At 53.0% G+C, this 16,944-nt stretch carries 15 protein-coding genes; 10 read left to right on the forward strand and 5 right to left on the reverse strand.

The annotated features are described in order from the left end of the window. Window positions 1-6: 6 nt before the first annotated feature. Window positions 7-816, reverse strand: coding sequence for a pyrroline-5-carboxylate reductase (proC, locus tag N7268_RS10700; protein ID WP_260862885.1), 810 nt, complete (start codon window positions 814-816; stop codon window positions 7-9). A 148-nt stretch (window positions 817-964) separates the two neighbouring features. On the opposite strand from proC, the gene N7268_RS10705 reads away from it, so the two are divergent. The 5 genes from N7268_RS10705 (at window position 965) to ppnP (ending at window position 3,648) form a co-directional block, all read left to right on the forward strand. Next, window positions 965-1,420 (forward strand): YaiI/YqxD family protein, encoded by a 456-nt coding sequence (locus N7268_RS10705; RefSeq protein WP_260862886.1) that lies wholly within the window; start codon window positions 965-967, stop codon window positions 1,418-1,420. Window positions 1,421-1,604: 184 nt separating this feature from the next. Next, a complete protein-coding gene (gene aroL / locus N7268_RS10710) occupies window positions 1,605-2,150 on the forward strand; it encodes a shikimate kinase AroL (RefSeq protein ID WP_260862887.1) in 546 nt (181 codons plus the stop codon). Window positions 2,151-2,176: 26 nt separating this feature from the next. Then, entirely contained in the window at window positions 2,177-2,368 is a 192-nt protein-coding gene (gene yaiA, locus N7268_RS10715; RefSeq protein WP_260862888.1) for a protein YaiA, read from the forward strand. Window positions 2,369-2,614: 246 nt separating this feature from the next. Continuing rightward, window positions 2,615-3,292: an AroM family protein gene (locus N7268_RS10720; protein WP_260862889.1), complete on the forward strand. Its 678-nt coding sequence runs from the start codon at window positions 2,615-2,617 to the stop codon at window positions 3,290-3,292. A gap of 71 nt (window positions 3,293-3,363) precedes the next feature. After that, the gene (ppnP, locus tag N7268_RS10725; protein ID WP_198905146.1) at window positions 3,364-3,648 is read left to right on the forward strand and encodes a pyrimidine/purine nucleoside phosphorylase; all 285 of its coding nucleotides are present in this window, start codon (window positions 3,364-3,366) and stop codon (window positions 3,646-3,648) included. Window positions 3,649-3,720: 72 nt separating this feature from the next. On the opposite strand, the gene rdgC is transcribed toward ppnP, so the two are convergent. Then, a complete protein-coding gene (gene rdgC / locus N7268_RS10730) occupies window positions 3,721-4,632 on the reverse strand; it encodes a recombination-associated protein RdgC (RefSeq protein WP_260862890.1) in 912 nt (303 codons plus the stop codon). 125 nt (window positions 4,633-4,757) lie between these two features. Here rdgC and mak point away from each other — a divergent pair, with 125 nt between their 5' ends. Further along, complete coding sequence (gene mak, locus N7268_RS10735) at window positions 4,758-5,669, forward strand: fructokinase (RefSeq protein WP_260862891.1); 912 nt, start codon at window positions 4,758-4,760, stop codon at window positions 5,667-5,669. A gap of 28 nt (window positions 5,670-5,697) precedes the next feature. Here the strand turns inward: mak and araJ are convergent, their stop codons facing one another. From araJ to sbcD, 3 genes are all read right to left on the reverse strand, one after another. Next, window positions 5,698-6,870 (reverse strand): MFS transporter AraJ, encoded by a 1,173-nt coding sequence (gene araJ / locus N7268_RS10740; protein ID WP_260862892.1) that lies wholly within the window; start codon window positions 6,868-6,870, stop codon window positions 5,698-5,700. 164 nt (window positions 6,871-7,034) lie between these two features. Then, on the reverse strand, window positions 7,035-10,178 hold the full coding sequence (sbcC, locus tag N7268_RS10745) for an exonuclease subunit SbcC (RefSeq protein WP_260862893.1): 3,144 nt from the start codon (window positions 10,176-10,178) through the stop codon (window positions 7,035-7,037). Continuing rightward, window positions 10,175-11,377 carry an exonuclease subunit SbcD gene (gene sbcD / locus N7268_RS10750; RefSeq protein WP_260862894.1) on the reverse strand — a complete coding sequence of 401 codons (1,203 nt, stop codon included), beginning with the start codon at window positions 11,375-11,377 and terminating at the stop codon, window positions 10,175-10,177. Before sbcD ends, sbcC begins: the two co-directional genes overlap by 4 nt. Before the next feature lie 315 nt (window positions 11,378-11,692). Here sbcD and phoB point away from each other — a divergent pair, with 315 nt between their 5' ends. The 4 genes from phoB to proY all read left to right on the forward strand — a co-directional run bounded on the left by phoB (window position 11,693) and on the right by proY (window position 16,916). Then, window positions 11,693-12,382: a phosphate response regulator transcription factor PhoB gene (gene phoB, locus N7268_RS10755; protein WP_003021496.1), complete on the forward strand. Its 690-nt coding sequence runs from the start codon at window positions 11,693-11,695 to the stop codon at window positions 12,380-12,382. A 50-nt stretch (window positions 12,383-12,432) separates the two neighbouring features. Beyond that, entirely contained in the window at window positions 12,433-13,728 is a 1,296-nt protein-coding gene (gene phoR, locus N7268_RS10760; RefSeq protein ID WP_260862895.1) for a phosphate regulon sensor histidine kinase PhoR, read from the forward strand. A gap of 413 nt (window positions 13,729-14,141) precedes the next feature. Continuing rightward, on the forward strand, window positions 14,142-15,461 hold the full coding sequence (brnQ, locus tag N7268_RS10765) for a branched-chain amino acid transporter carrier protein BrnQ (protein WP_260862896.1): 1,320 nt from the start codon (window positions 14,142-14,144) through the stop codon (window positions 15,459-15,461). 81 nt (window positions 15,462-15,542) lie between these two features. Then, entirely contained in the window at window positions 15,543-16,916 is a 1,374-nt protein-coding gene (gene proY / locus N7268_RS10770) for a proline-specific permease ProY (RefSeq protein WP_198905139.1), read from the forward strand. The last annotated feature ends 28 nt before the right edge of the window (window positions 16,917-16,944 follow it).

Below are 16,944 nucleotides of genomic sequence, written 5' to 3' on the forward strand. Positions count from 1 at the left end.
ATCCACTCAGGATTTGCTGAGTTTTTCCGATTGTTCCATGCACTTCACCATCGCTTCAATTACTGAAGAACGGAAGCCGCGTTCTTCCAGGACGCGAACGGCTTCAATGGTGGTTCCGCCTGGTGAGCACACCATATCCTTCAGCTCTCCAGGATGTTTGCCGGTTTCAAGGACCATTTTCGCCGAACCCATCACCGCCTGCGCCGCGAATTTATACGCCTGCGCGCGGGGCATTCCACCCTGAACGGCTGCATCTGCCATCGCTTCGATAAACATAAAGACGTAAGCAGGCGCCGAACCACTAACGCCGACAACCGGGTGAATCATCGATTCTGCAATCACTTCCGCTTCACCAAAGCAGCGGAAAATATTCAGCACGTCCGCCGTATCTTCCGGCGTCACTAACGCGTTTGGCGTCACGGAGGTCATTCCTGCATTGACCAGTGATGGCGTGTTTGGCATTGCGCGGATAATTTTACGGTCATGGCCCAGAGCGCGGGCAAGTTGATCCAGCGTCACGCCAGCCGCAATAGAGACAACCAGGGAGTCCTTGTTCAAACTGGAGGTAATTTCACTGAGCACCTTAATCATGATGCCCGGTTTTACGGCCCCAAAAACGATATCGGCGATTTGCGCCACTTCTTGCGCGGATTGCGCCGCATTAATACCGTATTGCTCATGCAACGCGGCGACTTTGTCAGGGGAAGGGGTATAGACCCAGATTTGTCCGGGGAGTACCTGGCCGCTGGCGATCAGTCCGCCAAGAATCGCTTTACCCATGTTACCGCAGCCGATAAACCCAATTTTCTTGTCCATCTTGTCACTCCCTATGCGTGATATTCATTGTTTTACCTGGGAAAGATAAGCTTAGCGCGGAATGAATGTGTTCAGAAGGAGAAACAGCACTTTGCCGGAAAGTAAAAGCACGAGACAATGCGCGATTGCACATGAATGGGGAGGGAATATGACGATTTGGGTGGATGCAGATGCGTGTCCAAATGTGATTAAAGAGATTTTGTACCGAGCCTCTGAGCGTATGCAAATGCCGCTCATTTTGGTGGCGAATCAGAATTTACGTGTCCCACCTTCGCGTTTTATTCGAACATTGCGCGTCCCTGCCGGGTTTGATGTCGCGGATAACGAGATTGTGCGCCAGTGTAGCGCCGGTGATTTAGTGATAACGGCCGATATACCGTTGGCGTCCGAAGTCATTGAAAAAGGCGCGGCTGCGCTAAATCCTCGCGGTGAACGTTATACCGAAGCCACAATCCGCGAACGTCTGATGATGCGTGATTTTATGGATACGTTACGTGCCAGTGGCATCCAGACCGGGGGGCCAGACAGCCTTTCGCCGCGCGACAGGCAGCATTTTGCGGCTGAGCTTGATAAGTGGTGGTTGGAAGTTCAGCGTGGAAAATAGTGTCTGTAACTTATTTTTTACACTTTCATCGTTATGAATTCTTGTTATAGTAGGGTTTAATTGATTTATTGGTCTTTGTGGCATTTATTCTTTACACTTTGGCGATGTACTAGTTTGGTGGTATGATTATAACTTTAACAGCATCAGATCCCGCGTGCTTGCGGCTCTCTGGGGAATTTCTGTGATGACACAACCTCTTTTTCTTGTTGGCCCTCGTGGGTGTGGTAAATCGACAACCGGGCTGGCGCTCGCGAAGGCGCTCGGCTACCCGTTTGTGGACACCGACCACTGGTTGCAGTCACACGTGCAAATGACCGTTGCGGAAATTGTCGAAAGAGAGGGATGGGAGGGATTTCGCGCCCAGGAAACGACCGCTCTGGAAGCCGTTACCGCCCCTTCAACGGTCATTGCGACCGGCGGTGGCATTATTCTTACCGAATATAATCGTCACTACATGCGTAGCCATGGCATGGTCATTTATCTCTGCGCACCTGTCTCAGTACTGGTGAATCGCCTGGAGGCGGCGCCGGAAGAGGGATTACGTCCAACCTTAACCGGCAAACCGTTGACGGAAGAGGTGCAGGAAGTGCTCGAACAGCGTGATGTTCTGTATCGTGAAACGGCGCACTATATTGTTGATGCCACTAACGAACCTTCTCAGGTGGTGGCCGACATTCTTGAGAGACTGTCGCAGGCCGCGTCACGGTTACAGGGTGGTGTCTATACTTAAAGCTCATCCCGTTAAAAGGAAGCGTTATGCCGACAAAACCACCTTATCCGCGGAAAGCGACGATTGTTACTGTTGAGAAAGGGACGCCAGGTCAGACGGTAACCTGGTATCAACTTCGTGCCGATCACCCTAAACCCAATTCATTGATCAGTGAACATCCTTCCGCTCAAGAAGCGATGGATGCCAAAAAGCGCTATGAGGACCCCGATAAAACCTGATGCCAGGCATCGGCTGTTAAGTCCTCAACGTCCCGCAGGCTTGAATCGGCATCACATTTTTCATACTTCGCCATCGACAGCGAAAAATGAAAATTAAACGATAACAACGTAGTACTGGAATGATTCGGAATCTTTACATTATGCCTCGCTTATCTGCTGCTACGCTTTTGAGCATTTGTAGTGCAGGTAAGTGCCCGGCATTTGTCGGGGAGTTTACGACGCAGTAAGCAGAGTGTGGAGTCACAAATGAGTACGTCGCTGGCTATCCTCACGATTGGCGTTGTGCCGATGAGTGAGGTACTACCGCTCTTGACGGAATATATCGATGAGCAACACATTACCCACCATAGTCTGCTGGGGCAGATGCAGCGGGAAGAGGTGATGGCCGAATACGCGGTATCGCCGGGTGAAGAGTTGTTGTTAACATTGCTCAGCGATCATCGTCTTGCGCATGTTTCTCGCCAGAAAGTGGAGCGCGATTTGCAAAGTATCGTTGAGGTGCTGGATAACCAGGGCTTTGACGTTATTTTGCTGATGAGCACCGCTGTCATTAACCGCCTGACGGCCCGTAACAGCATCCTGCTGGAACCTTTACGCATTATTCCTCCGTTAGTGGCGTCGATTGTGGATGGCCACCAGGTTGGGGTTATTGTGCCTATTGCTGAACTGCTGGATGACCAGGCGAGCAAATGGCAGGTCTTACAAACGCCGCCGGTATATGCCGTGGCAAATCCAATTGACGGTTCCGTTCAGCAATTGATCGATGCGGGAAAAGATCTTCTTGAGCAGGGAGCCGATGTGATCATGCTCGATTGCCTGGGGTTTAATCAGCGACATCGTGATTTACTGCAAAAGTCGCTGGATGTTCCGGTTCTGCTATCTAATGTATTGATTGCCCGGCTGGCTTCAGAGTTGCTCGCGTAATTTTGCGTGACAGGCGGAGCGTCAGACCCCTATATTGGTGCTTATCTTAATAATGAGAAAGGGCCAGTTGTATGCTTCAAAGTAATGAATACTTTTCCGGCAAAGTAAAATCGATTGGTTTTACCAGCAGCAGTACTGGCCGCGCCAGCGTTGGCGTCATGGCAGAAGGCGAATACACCTTTGGAACTGCTGCACCTGAAGAGATGACGGTTGTGAGCGGCGCGCTGAATGTGTTGCTGCCCGGTGAAACCGAGTGGAAAGTGTATGCTGCGGGAGAGGTGTTCAACGTGCCCGGGCAGAGTGAGTTTCATCTGCAGGTGGCAGAGCCAACATCCTATCTTTGCCGCTATTTGTAAAAATGAAAAGCCTGATAGCGTTGCGCTTATCAGGCTTACATCTCTCAGACTTACAATATAGCGTTGACCAACTCAGCGCTGTGCTTCGCCGCCTAATCCTTCCACCAGACTTGCGATCAACGCCGCCAGTTCCCCTGTCATCAGGATGAAATCGGCATCAAAACGTTGAGCATAGTCTTCGCGGTCGATATCTTCGTTCTGATCGCGCAGTTCGTCGCTGAATTTCAGACGCTTCAGCGAACCATCGTCACACATCATAAACTGAATACGTTGCTGCCAGTCGAGTGCCAGCTTGGTGACCACTTTTCCGGCCTCAATGTGCACGGCAATTTCATCACTGACCAGATCTTGTTTCTTCGCACGGATCACGCCGCCATCTTCCAGCAAGGCTTTCAGTTCGGCTTCATCCAGCAACTGGAAACCCTGAGCGACGGTGCCGGAACGGACCCATTCGGTAAGCGTTAACTCGATAGGCGTTTCCAGCGCCAGCGGCACGACCGGCAGTGAGCCGAGGCTTTTGCGCAGCAGCGCCAGCGTATCCTCCGCCTTCTTCGCGCTCGCGCAGTCAACCATGATCAGACCATTGACGGTATCAATCCACATCATTGTCTGGCTGAAGCGGCTGAATGCGCGCGGCAGCAATGAGTGCAGCACTTCATCTTTCAACGAATCTTTTTCGGTCTTTTTGAGTTTGCGACCCTGATCGGCTTCCAGCTTGAATATTTTTGCTTCCAGCGCTTGCTTGATAACCGGCGACGGCAGAATTTTTTCTTCTTTGCGGGCGCAGATAATGATTTGGCCATTGGCGGTATGCGTTAATGCATCGCTGTGCGATCCCATCGGCGGAACCCAGCCCATTTTTGCCATATCCTGGCTACCACAAGGGGTAAATGTCATTGAGGCTAGCTGTTTTTCCATCTCTTCGGCGCGCAAAGAAACATCGCGGCTAAGACGGTAAACCATTAAATTTTTGAACCACAGCATGATAATTTCCACGGCCTTGTCGTTAAATCCAGCGGGCATAATAACGAATTGTCGGCGGGCTTGCATTGCCTAACACAATGCTCGCTTCTACTCTGTTGATATTCCCTAAAAATGAGGAGCAATGTGTGCGTATAGGAATCGATTTAGGCGGCACGAAAACAGAAGTTATCGCGCTTGGCGATGCGGGCGAACAGCTGTTTCGCCATCGCCTGCCTACGCCGCGCGATGATTACCGGCAAACCATCGAGACGATTGCAAAGCTGGTGGAGATGGCGGAAAAAACGACCGGGCAGACGGGAAGCGTGGGCATGGGGATACCCGGTTCGATTTCGCCTTACACTGGCGTAGTGAAAAATGCCAACTCGACCTGGCTCAACGGCCAGCCGTTTGACAAAGACTTAAGTGCGCGATTGAACCGTGAAGTGCGGCTGGCAAACGATGCTAACTGTCTCGCTGTCTCAGAAGCGGTAGACGGTGCGGCGGCTGGCGCGCAAACCGTTTTTGCGGTGATTATCGGCACCGGTTGTGGCTCCGGCGTGGCGCTGAATGGTCGGGCGCATACGGGAGGCAACGGCACGGCGGGCGAATGGGGGCATAATCCCTTGCCGTGGATGGATGAGGATGAGCTGCGTTATCGCCAGGAAGTGCCTTGCTATTGCGGCAAGCAGGGGTGCATTGAAACCTTTATTTCAGGAACCGGATTTGCCACGGATTACCACCGTCTGAGCGGTCATGCACTGAAAGGCAGCGAAATTATTCGTCTGGTCAATGAGCAGGACCCTATCGCCGGGCAGGCGCTAAGCCGATATGAATTGCGCCTGGCGAAATCACTGGCGCATGTGGTGAATATTCTCGACCCTGACGTCATTGTGCTGGGCGGCGGAATGAGCAACGTGGATCGCTTGTATCAAAATGTCCCGTCGTTAATTAAGCAGTTTGTTTTTGGCGGTGAGTGTGAAACACCGCTACGCAAAGCGCTGCACGGTGACTCCAGCGGCGTACGCGGTGCGGCCTGGTTGTGGCCGCAAGTGTCATAATCGCGTTGGCCGGATGCGCTTACGGGCGCTATCCGGCAGTGGGCGCGATCTGCTGTACGTTGCGCTTCAGGCGACCGTACAGCAGCAGTGACGACATGGCGGAAAACGAGAGCAGTGCGGCCGGAAGCGCGACATAGTTGTACGCCAAACCCAACGTCAGCATCATGCCGCCGCAGTAAGCGCCAATCGCGCTGCCAAGATTAAAGGCTATTTGCCCTCCGGCGGCACCCAGCAGTTCACCGCCTTTGGCATTTTGCAGCAGTAAAATTTGCAACGGTGCCGACACGGCAAACAGACCCGCGCAGCAGATAAAGGCAAATGTCAGCGACGCGGCTTTGATGCCACCCAGGAAAAACAGCATTAACAGCGCCAGCACCACCACGAAATCCGTCACCACGGCAATGCGTAGTGGCGTGTACCGACCCGATATCCGACCGCTTAACAGGTTGCCGAGCACCATTCCCAGTCCAACCAGCATCATAATGAACGTCATCAGCGTTTCGGAGAACCCGGAAATATACATCATGTACGGCTTCACGTAGCTGAACCAGGCGAAAACGCCTGCGTTGCCAAACATTGTGGCAGCAAAGATAAACCACGGAGCGGGGCTTTTCAGAAAGTGAAATTGTTCGCGCAGTTTACCTTTCGCCTCATCCTTGATATTTGGCACCCAAAAGACAATCGACAGAATCACCGCGAGATTAAAAACCGCGATCAGCAGGAAGGTGTAGCGCCAACTGAATGCCTGGCTGAGATAAGTTCCAATGGGAATGCCGATCAGGTTGGCGACGGTCATACCGGATATCATTCCTGCAACGGCCGCGGTTACTTTCCCCGGTCGGGCCAGTTTCGACAGAATGATTGCCCCGACGCCAAAAAATGCGCCATGTGGAAATCCAGAAATCAATCTGCCCACTGCCAACATAAACGAGGAGGAAGAGAACGCGAATATCGCGTTGCCTGCCACGCACAGCGTGACCAGAAACAGCAGAATATGTTTGAGAGAAAAGCGCCCGGAAAAAACGGCAATAATCGGTGCGCCGAGCACAACGCCGAAGGCGTAAAACGAGATCATATGACCCGCTGCGGGAATGGAAATGCCCACATCCCTCGCCAGTTCAGTTAACACGCCCATAATGCCAAATTCGGCCATGCCCAGGCCAAACGTTCCCAACGCCAACGAAAAAATGACTTTATTCATACCACCTGCCAAAAGGAAAGGCGCAGGATTTGCGCCACAGCGGTGAATATTCACCGCTAAAAAGAGATAGCTTGCGGATAAGGCAAGGTGATTGCTATTGTTTATCCGTCTTTGTGCATTGACGATCGTGCTATATGCAGTGCCGGAAGGATCCGGCACAACCATTATTCCACCGCAAACATCCTGTCGAGTTTACTGTAACCCAGTCCGTTGATTTTTTTGACTTTAATCTGCACGGGAATGCGCTCCTTCATGGCCTCGACGTGGCTGATCACGCCGATCGTTTTGCCCGTGGCATTCAACGCGTCCAGTGCATCCAGCGCGGTGTCCAGAGTTTCGCTGTCCAGCGTGCCAAACCCTTCATCCAGGAACAGAGAGTCTATTCGCGTCTTGTGGCTGACCAGATCGGACAACGCAAGTGCCAGTGCCAGACTGACGAGGAAACTTTCACCACCGGAAAGTGTACGGGTATCGCGAACGGCATCGGCCTGCCAGGTATCAACGACCTCCAGCTCCAGCGCTTCGCTGGCTTTGCGTTGAAGCAGGTAGCGACCGTGCAGGCGGGTTAACTGGTTGTTGGCAAGCCACACCAGATTATCCAGCGTCAGCCCTTGGGCAAATTTGCGGAACTTGTCGCCCTCTTTAGATCCGATCAGCGCATTCAGATAGCCCCAGTCTTCGACCTGCTCTGAGAGTTTTTCAATCTCCAGAATCAGAGCCTGCTGCTGCTGCCGGTTTTCGGCATCCTGTTTGAGCTGTTGGCGAATTTCGCCTTGCTGCGTGGCGTTATTGCGCAGTTGCTGAGCCAGTTGCGCCAGCGTTTCGCGAAGATGTTCCGCCGTGAGCGTGAGATCCGCGTCGGCAGGCGGTTGCTGTTGATGCATCTCCAGCGCCTGCGTCGATTGCGTCAGCAGCGTTTGTGCTTGCTGTAGCTGACTTTCCAGCGATTGTTTGAGCTGCTCAAGGCGGTTAAATGTTTCTTCATCCAGCAGGGCGGCAAGAAAGGCGTCGCGATCGCGAAAGATACTGGCCTGTAGGGCGGTATCAAACTGCGCCTGCATGTCGGCGGCGCGCTGAGTTTCCAGAGCTTCCTGTTGCTGCAGTGTTTGCCACTGAGCCTGTAAAGAGAGGCACTCATCGTGCACCTGCCGCCAGTTTTCCAGTGACAGATGTTCATCACTTTCCGGGGTGGTTTCGGCTTCAGGAAGTGTTTCCAGCAGCGGTGCAAGCTGTGCCATCCGCGCCTGCAAATCGGTGAGTTCGGTCTGGCGGCGTTGCCACAGCTGCGCTTCATTTGCCCGCTCACTGAGCCACGCCGTTTCTTCGCCATCGGCAGGCAGGGACAGGCCATTGCGGCTAAGTTCAAACGCTAATGTGCTCTGGCGTTGAAGGATCTGCTGCTGGAGTTGAGATATCTGTTCTGATTGCGCGGTGATTTGCGCCTGCAGAGCGTGACGCAGGCTCAACTGGTGAAGCTGCTGCTCATGTTCTTCCTGGGCGGCTATCCAGGGGGCGATATCGTCCTGGGGTTGCAGCGTAATGTTGAGACTGGCGATCACAGTTTGCCACTCTTGAGTGAGTGCTTGCTCTTCCTGTGAAAGCGCCAGTATGTCGCGTTCATCGCGCTGTAACTGCTGCGTGATCGCGTCGAGCTGCCCGCGTAACGTTGAGCCTTCATCGGCCAGCGTTTTGACCTCTTTTTCCAGTGCCTCACGTCGCGTCTGGTTGATGCTCAGTTCGAGCGTCTGATAAGCCTTAATCGCCGGATGCGTGGTGGAGCCGCAAAGAGGGCAAGGTTGTTCGGGTTGCAATGACGCCCGATGGCTTTCCAGATCTTTAATGCGCGCCTCCTGTTCGCAAATGGTTTTCACATCGGCAAGTTGCTGATTTTTTTCTTTATAGCGCTGGCGTTTATCGGCAAGGATGGCGTTGCGTTGAGTCAGATCCTGCTGTCGCTGTAACAGGTCGGCGCGTAGCTGCGTTAACTGTTTTTGCTTCGGCGCGATGTGTCCATGAAGCGTGCTCAGACGCTGACGTAGCGGACGGCTTTGCGCGTGTTGCGCCAGTGCGGCAGTGACGTCTTCGGCCGTGAGCGTCAGTTCTGGTTGAGGAAGGGCGTCCAGTTTACGCGTGTCGTTTTCTCGTCGTTTTTGCCACTGAAGGAGCTGAGTTTTGGCCTCAACCTGCTGAGCTAACAGTGCTTTCCACCCCGCAATTTCGCTGCTCCACAACCGGAAACGATCATGTTGATTCAACCAGTCGCTGAGCGTCTGTTGTTCGGTGAGCATCGTGACGGATTGCTTTTGCGCATGCTGACGGATACGCGCGCGCAGCGCTAAGCTGCGATGTAAGCGAGCATTCACTTCCTGAATATGCTGGCGTGTGCGACTCAGCGCAGCGGTTTGTTCCTGAATACGCTCCCAGTGTGGACGTAACGATCTGGCAGGCAGCGCAAGACTGAGCGCTGAGAGTTGCGGCTGGGCTTTTTCCTGCGCTTCTTGCGCCGCACGTAAGGCCTGCTGGTGGCGGTTTATTTCTGCCTGTAGCTCATTTTGCCGAATTAACCAGTTAAGGTGCTGTTGCTGGGTCTGCTGGCGGGCAAGTTGTTGTTTTTCTTCGTCAGTGAGTACCTGCAAACTTTCTGTGAGGGATTGCACCTGCTCGACGGCTAACAGAGACACGCCGCTGGCCTGTGCTTGCCGCTTTTCCAGCTCCGTGCGGGCGGTTTTGTGTTTTTCAAACACCATCGCGGAGATTTGGCCGTAGATCTCGGTACCGGTCAGCTCTTCAAGCAGTTCGGCGCGTTCTTTTGGTTTGGCGTTAAGAAACGCGGCGAATTGCCCCTGTGAAAGCAGCATCGAACGGGTAAAGCGTCCGTAATCCAGACCCGTAAGCGCGGCGGTCATCTCCAGTTTATCTTTGACTTTATCGGCGAGGATTTTCCCGTCGGCACAGCGGGCAAGTTCTACGCGGGGAACCTGCAGATTACCTTCCGGCTGATTACGCGCGCGGTTCTGACTCCAGAATGCGCGATAGGCTTCCCCTTTGACTTCGAATTCCACCTCCGCCAGACACTCCGCCGTGTCGCGCGTCATCAGGTCATTTTGCGACTGCGAGACATTACTCAGGCGTGGCGTTTCGTGGTACAGCGCAAGGCAAATGGCATCCAGCAGCGTGGTTTTCCCGGCTCCCGTCGGACCGGTGATGGCGAACAATCCGTTGCTGGCGAACGGTTCTGCCGTGAAATCAACTTTCCATTCCCCTTTCAGGGAGTTCAGATTTTTCAGGCGCAGGCTGAGTATTTTCATGCTTCATGCTCTCCGGCGAGTGTCTGTAACGTGGCGCTAAACAGGTGATTCAGGCGCTCGCGTTGCGGCTCTTCCAGTTCTTCCAGCGCCAGACGGCGGTCAAAGACTTCCGTCACGCTCAGTTCACTCAGGGTTTCGCGTCGTTCATTCGCCATAATGCGCTCGCGCTGTTCCCGACTGCGACGTACCAGCAAAACTTCTACTGGCAGATTTTCGGTCAGAGCCTGAATTTTGCGTTGCATATCATGGAGGTAATCATCCGTGGTGATTTCGATATCCAACCAGACAGGCGGCTGTTGCTCCGCGCCACGCCACTGTTCAAGCTGTGCGGTAATGGCGGCTAAATCGCCTTTCAGGACGGCCAGAGGCTGTGTGACCGGTACAGTGAGATTTTCAACGGCGTGCAATTTTCCGTCCTCGAAGCTCACCAGATGAACGCATTTGTTTTTACCGCATTCATCAAAACTGAGGGCAATTGGGGAACCGCTGTAGCGAATATGCTCCGTTCCCCCGATTTTCTGCGCCCGGTGAATATGTCCCAGCGCAATGTAATCGGCAGGTGGGAAATTTTGTGCCGGAAAGGCATCCAGCGTCCCAATGTAGATGTCACGTACCGCGTCACTTTTACTGGCGCCGACGGTCGTCAGATGCCCGGTCGCAATGATGGGCAGGTTCTGCTCGCCGCGCAGCGTACAGGCATCCTGGTATTGCTGCTGGTAATAGTCGGTAATCGCTCCCAGCAGATGTTGTTGCTTTTCGCCCCCGGTGAGTCCCGCCTGACTGGTGACAATGTCTCGTGGGCGCAAAAAGGGGATCGGACACAATACTGCGCCCGGCGTGCCGTCGCGGCGTTGTAGGATCTGCGGTGCATGACCCGCGTTGGCCACCACCGTGGTGTTCAGAAATGCCAGAATATCGCGGGATTCATTGAGTGTGGCGACCGAGTCGTGGTTACCCGCCAGTACGACCAGATGACAGCCAGTTTGTTGCAGATTGACAACAAAGCGGTTGTACAACTCACGGGCGTAGCTCGGCGGTGAGCCGGTATCAAAAATATCACCTGCCACAATGATCGCATCCACCTGGTGGGTTTGTGCCGTTTCCAGCAGCCAGTCGAGAAAGGCCTGATGCTCCGCGGCGCGGCTCTTGCTGTAGAAATTTTGGCCCAGATGCCAGTCAGACGTGTGAAGGATGCGCATATGAATTCCATGGCAAAAAAACAATGGGTGGGATTATATACCCTAAATAATTCAAGTTGCAGGAAGGCGGCAAGCAAGTGAATCCCGATGAGCTTACTCAGGTAAGTGATTCGGGTGAGCGAGCGCTGCCAACGCACATGCGGCTTGAAGTATGACGGGATAACCCTGCATGAGTCGGAATATCTTGTCTCCAGACTGTCATAATTCAGCCGCCTGCAGTAAACCTGGATTATCTTTTCATAAATCTGTCATAAATCTGACGCATAATGACAGCGTATTGATATAAACGGTTTAATTAAAAAAACAGGGCAAATCATGGCGAGACGTATTCTGGTCGTAGAAGATGAAGCTCCAATTCGTGAAATGGTCTGCTTCGTGCTCGAGCAAAACGGTTTTCAACCCGTAGAAGCCGAAGACTATGACAGTGCTGTGAACCAACTCAATGAACCCTGGCCGGATCTCGTCCTGCTTGACTGGATGCTTCCAGGCGGGTCGGGCCTGCAGTTCATTAAACATCTCAAGCGCGAAGCGATGACGCGGGACATTCCCGTGATGATGTTGACCGCAAGAGGGGAAGAAGAGGATCGCGTACGCGGTCTGGAAACCGGCGCGGATGACTATATTACTAAGCCGTTTTCTCCCAAGGAGCTGGTCGCGCGTATTAAAGCTGTGTTGCGTCGTATTTCGCCCATGGCGGTTGAAGAGGTTATTGAGATGCAGGGGCTAAGCCTTGATCCCACCTCGCATCGCGTGATGACCGGCGAAGACCCGCTGGATATGGGACCCACCGAATTCAAACTGCTGCATTTCTTTATGACCCATCCTGAGCGCGTCTACAGCCGCGAGCAATTGCTTAATCATGTCTGGGGCACCAATGTCTATGTAGAAGACCGGACTGTTGATGTGCATATTCGCCGGTTGCGTAAGGCGCTGGAGCACAGCGGGCACGATCGGATGGTCCAGACGGTGCGCGGGACGGGATATCGTTTTTCGACGCGTTTCTGATGGGTAAGAATAAAAGCCTGATGGACCAGGCTATAAAGGGAGTATGACGTTTGCTTGAACGATTGTCATGGAAAAGGCTGGTACTGGAGCTGATACTTTGCTGCATACCGGCTTTTATCCTCAGTGCTTTTTTCGGTTATCTGCCCTGGTTTTTACTGGCGTCGGTAACGGGACTGCTTATCTGGCATTTCTGGAATTTATTGCGTCTATCCTGGTGGCTGTGGGTCGATATGAGTATGACGCCCCCGCCGGGTCGCGGCAGTTGGGAGCCGCTGTTGTACGGCCTGCATCAAATGCAACTGCGTAACAAAAAGCGCCGTCGTGAACTGGGGAATCTGATTAAACGTTTTCGCAGCGGGGCTGAATCACTGCCTGACGCGGTGGTTCTGACCACAGAAGAGGGCGGTATTTTCTGGTGTAACGGGTTGGCGCAGCAGGTATTAGGGCTACGCTGGCCGGATGATAGCGGGCAAAACATTCTTAACCTGCTTCGCTACCCTGAATTCGCTTTGTATTTGAAAACACGCGACTTTAGCCGTCCGCTCAATTTGGTACTCAATACCGGACGGCATCTGGAAATTCGGGTCATGCCGTACACCGATAAGCAATTGCTGATGGTGGCGCGTGATGTCACCCAGATGCACCAACTGGAAGGATCGCGGCGCAACTTTTTCGCTAACGCCAGTCATGAACTGCGCACGCCGCTGACGGTGCTGCAAGGTTATCTGGAAATGATGCAGGAGCACCCCTTAGAAGGCGCGACGCGAGAAAAAGCGCTGCACACCATGCGTGAGCAAACGCAGCGTATGGAAGGCCTGGTGAAGCAACTGCTGACATTGTCGAAAATTGAGGCTGCACCGGCGCTACTGCTGAATGAAAAGGTCGATGTGCCGATGATACTGCGGGTGGTTGAACACGAAGCGCAAACGTTGAGCCAGCATAAACATACGTTTACCTTTGATGTTGATAGCCATCTGAGTGTGCTGGGTAATGAAGAGCAACTGCGTAGCGCGATCTCGAATCTTATCTATAACGCCGTGAACCACACGCCAGCAGGAACGCATATCACCGTGCGCTGGCAGCATGTCACGCAAGGGGCGGAGTTTAGCGTCGAAGACAACGGCCCTGGCATCGCGCCGGAGCATATCCCGCGTCTGACCGAGCGCTTTTACCGCGTGGATAAAGCGCGATCCCGGCAAACGGGCGGTAGCGGGCTGGGGCTGGCGATTGTGAAACATGCCCTGCATCATCACGATAGTCGATTGAATATCGAGAGCACGCCGGGCAAAGGGACGCGATTTAGCTTTGTGCTCGCGGAACGTTTAATTGCCAAAAATAACAGCTAAAACGTGTTCGTAAGGTTATCTTTCCAAAAGCCGGCGTAAGCTGGCTTTTTTCTTTGACGTCAATAATTGCAGGCTGAATTTTACGACGTTTGATTGTTTTTTGTTCGCATGATTACCCATGACTTTTTCCAGAGAATGGTGTTTTGTGCTAACCTGATTTTTCATGTCGCTATATTGTTCTGGTTTTTAGATCCCACCTTGCTTTAAAACGTTATAAGCGTTTAAATTGCGCACCATGTGCTGTCATACCGACTGCATTTACGCGGTAAATCGAAAAACTATTCTTCGCCGCGCCATGCTGGGAGAATTTCCCGCTGGAATTGCTTAAAAATGCCGCTGTATCGTCCCACAGGGAAAGGCAGAAAATTTAACTTTTTTAACACCACATACACATCCACAGGCAGTAAGACTTTATGACCCATCAGTTAAAATCGCGCGATATTATCGCTTTGGGATTTATGACATTTGCACTGTTCGTTGGTGCAGGTAACATTATTTTCCCTCCCATGGTTGGTTTGCAGGCTGGCGAACACGTCTGGACTGCGGCTTTTGGTTTTTTGATTACCGCTGTTGGCCTTCCGGTGCTTACCGTTGTCGCGCTGGCGAAAGTGGGCGGCGGTGTGGACAGCTTAAGCACGCCTATTGGTAAAGTTGCGGGTCTGTTGCTGGCTACCGTCTGCTATCTGGCCGTAGGGCCGTTATTTGCGACGCCGCGTACCGCAACCGTTTCGTTTGAAGTGGGGATTGCGCCGCTGACCGGTGACTCCGCGCTGCCGTTGTTTATCTACAGCGTGGTCTATTTCGCGATTGTGATTCTGGTGTCTCTCTATCCGGGCAAGTTGCTGGATACCGTGGGGAATTTCCTTGCGCCGCTGAAAATTATCGCGCTGGTTGTGCTTTCTGTTGCTGCGATTGTCTGGCCTGCGGGTCCGATCAGCAACGCGATGGAAGCCTATCAAACGGCCGCGTTTTCTAATGGCTTCGTCAACGGCTATCTGACGATGGATACGCTGGGTGCGATGGTCTTTGGGATTGTTATCGTTAACGCAGCGCGTTCGCGTGGCGTAACGGAAGCGCGCCTGCTGACCCGTTACACCGTCTGGGCTGGCCTGATGGCGGGTGTCGGTTTAACGTTGCTGTACCTCGCTTTGTTCCGTCTGGGTTCTGACAGTGCGACGCTGGTCGATCAGTCTGCTAACGGCGCTGCGATTCTGCATGCATATGTTCAGCATACCTTCGGTGGCGCGGGTAGCTTCCTGCTGGCGGCACTGATTTTTATCGCGTGTCTGGTGACGGCAGTTGGCCTGACCTGTGCGTGTGCCGAGTTCTTTGCTCAGTACGTTCCGCTGTCTTATCGCACGCTGGTGTTTATCCTCGGCGGCTTCTCGATGGTGGTTTCTAACCTGGGCCTGAGCCACCTGATTCAGATTTCCATTCCGGTGCTGACGGCTATCTATCCGCCATGTATCGCACTGGTTGTATTAAGCTTTACCCGCTCATGGTGGCATAATTCTTCCCGCGTCATTGCACCTGCGATGTTTATCAGCCTGATTTTTGGTATCCTTGATGGCATTAAAGCTTCTGCAATTGGCGACGTCTTACCGGCCTGGACCCAGCGTTTACCGCTGGCGGAACAAGGTCTGGCGTGGTTGATGCCAACAGTCGTGATGGTGGTCCTGGCAGTTATCTGGGATCGCGCAGCGGGTCGCCAGGTGACCTCAAGCGCACACTAAAATCACTGACAATAAGTTTTAACCACGGGGCTATTCATATGGCCCCGTGGTTTTTTTATTGTGTTAACAGGTTAGGAATCGATGGAAAGTAATAACAAGCTAAAGCGTGGGTTGAGCACCCGGCACATCCGCTTTATGGCATTAGGCTCAGCAATTGGTACCGGGCTGTTTTACGGCTCGGCCGATGCCATCAAAATGGCGGGGCCAAGTGTGCTTTTGGCCTATCTTATCGGGGGTGTTGCGGCGTACATTATTATGCGTGCGCTGGGCGAAATGTCTGTTCATAACCCTGCTGCCAGCTCTTTTTCGCGCTATGCGCAGGAAAACCTCGGACCGCTGGCGGGCTACATTACCGGCTGGACCTACTGTTTTGAAATCCTGATTGTCGCCATTGCCGATGTGACCGCCTTCGGTATTTATATGGGCGTCTGGTTCCCGGCCGTACCGCACTGGATTTGGGTGCTCAGCGTGGTGCTGATTATCTGCGCCATCAACCTGATGAGCGTGAAGGTCTTTGGCGAACTGGAGTTCTGGTTCTCGTTCTTTAAAGTCGCCACCATCATCATCATGATTGTCGCCGGTTTCGGCATCATCATTTGGGGCATTGGCAACGGCGGTCAACCGACGGGCATCCACAACCTGTGGAGCAACGGCGGATTCTTCAGTAACGGTTGGCTCGGTATGGTGATGTCGCTGCAAATGGTGATGTTTGCCTATGGCGGGATTGAGATTATCGGCATCACCGCGGGAGAAGCAAAAGATCCGGAAAAATCTATCCCGCGTGCGATTAACTCTGTACCGATGCGTATCCTGGTATTTTACGTGGGCACGCTGTTCGTCATTATGTCTATCTACCCATGGAATCAGGTTGGCACCAACGGTAGCCCGTTCGTTCTGACCTTCCAGCATATGGGGATTACTTTTGCTGCAGGTATCCTGAACTTTGTGGTACTGACGGCATCGCTGTCGGCGATTAACTCAGACGTCTTTGGCGTGGGTCGTATGCTGCACGGCATGGCTGAGCAGGGCAGCGCACCCAAAATGTTCGCCAAAACCTCGCGTCGTGGCGTGCCATGGGTAACGGTCATGGTGATGACGATCGCCCTGCTGTTTGCGGTATATCTTAACTACATCATGCCGGAAAACGTCTTCCTGGTGATTGCGTCGCTGGCAACCTTTGCCACGGTCTGGGTGTGGATTATGATCCTGTTGTCGCAGATTGCTTTCCGCCGCCGTCTGCCGCCAGAAGAGGTTAACGCGCTGAAATTTAAAGTGCCAGGTGGAGTATTTACGACCGTAGTTGGCCTGATATTCCTGGTCTTTATCATCGCGCTTATCGGTTATCACCCGGATACCCGTATTTCGCTGTATGTGGGTTTTGCGTGGATTATCCTGCTGCTGGTAGGGTGGGTATTCAAACGTCGCCGCGAGCGCCAACTGGCTGAAGCACAGTAAATTTTTGCCGGGGACGGCTTTGCCTTAC

Source organism: Citrobacter sp. Marseille-Q6884 (assembly GCF_945906775.1).
In the GTDB taxonomy this organism is placed as follows: Bacteria; Pseudomonadota; Gammaproteobacteria; order Enterobacterales; family Enterobacteriaceae; genus Citrobacter.

Excerpts from the sequence above, each read along its gene's own strand:
- proC (WP_260862885.1), bottom strand. The coding sequence starts at position 816 with ATGGACAAGAAAATTGGGTTTATCGGCTGCGGTAACATGGGTAAAGCG.
- N7268_RS10705 (WP_260862886.1), top strand. The coding sequence starts at position 965 with ATGACGATTTGGGTGGATGCAGATGCGTGTCCAAATGTGATTAAAGAG.
- aroL (WP_260862887.1), top strand. The coding sequence starts at position 1,605 with ATGACACAACCTCTTTTTCTTGTTGGCCCTCGTGGGTGTGGTAAATCG.
- yaiA (WP_260862888.1), top strand. The coding sequence starts at position 2,177 with ATGCCGACAAAACCACCTTATCCGCGGAAAGCGACGATTGTTACTGTT.
- N7268_RS10720 (WP_260862889.1), top strand. The coding sequence starts at position 2,615 with ATGAGTACGTCGCTGGCTATCCTCACGATTGGCGTTGTGCCGATGAGT.
- ppnP (WP_198905146.1), top strand. The coding sequence starts at position 3,364 with ATGCTTCAAAGTAATGAATACTTTTCCGGCAAAGTAAAATCGATTGGT.
- rdgC (WP_260862890.1), bottom strand. The coding sequence starts at position 4,632 with ATGCTGTGGTTCAAAAATTTAATGGTTTACCGTCTTAGCCGCGATGTT.
- araJ (WP_260862892.1), bottom strand. The coding sequence starts at position 6,870 with ATGAATAAAGTCATTTTTTCGTTGGCGTTGGGAACGTTTGGCCTGGGC.
- sbcC (WP_260862893.1), bottom strand. The coding sequence starts at position 10,178 with ATGAAAATACTCAGCCTGCGCCTGAAAAATCTGAACTCCCTGAAAGGG.
- sbcD (WP_260862894.1), bottom strand. The coding sequence starts at position 11,377 with ATGCGCATCCTTCACACGTCTGACTGGCATCTGGGCCAAAATTTCTAC.
- phoB (WP_003021496.1), top strand. The coding sequence starts at position 11,693 with ATGGCGAGACGTATTCTGGTCGTAGAAGATGAAGCTCCAATTCGTGAA.
- brnQ (WP_260862896.1), top strand. The coding sequence starts at position 14,142 with ATGACCCATCAGTTAAAATCGCGCGATATTATCGCTTTGGGATTTATG.
- proY (WP_198905139.1), top strand. The coding sequence starts at position 15,543 with ATGGAAAGTAATAACAAGCTAAAGCGTGGGTTGAGCACCCGGCACATC.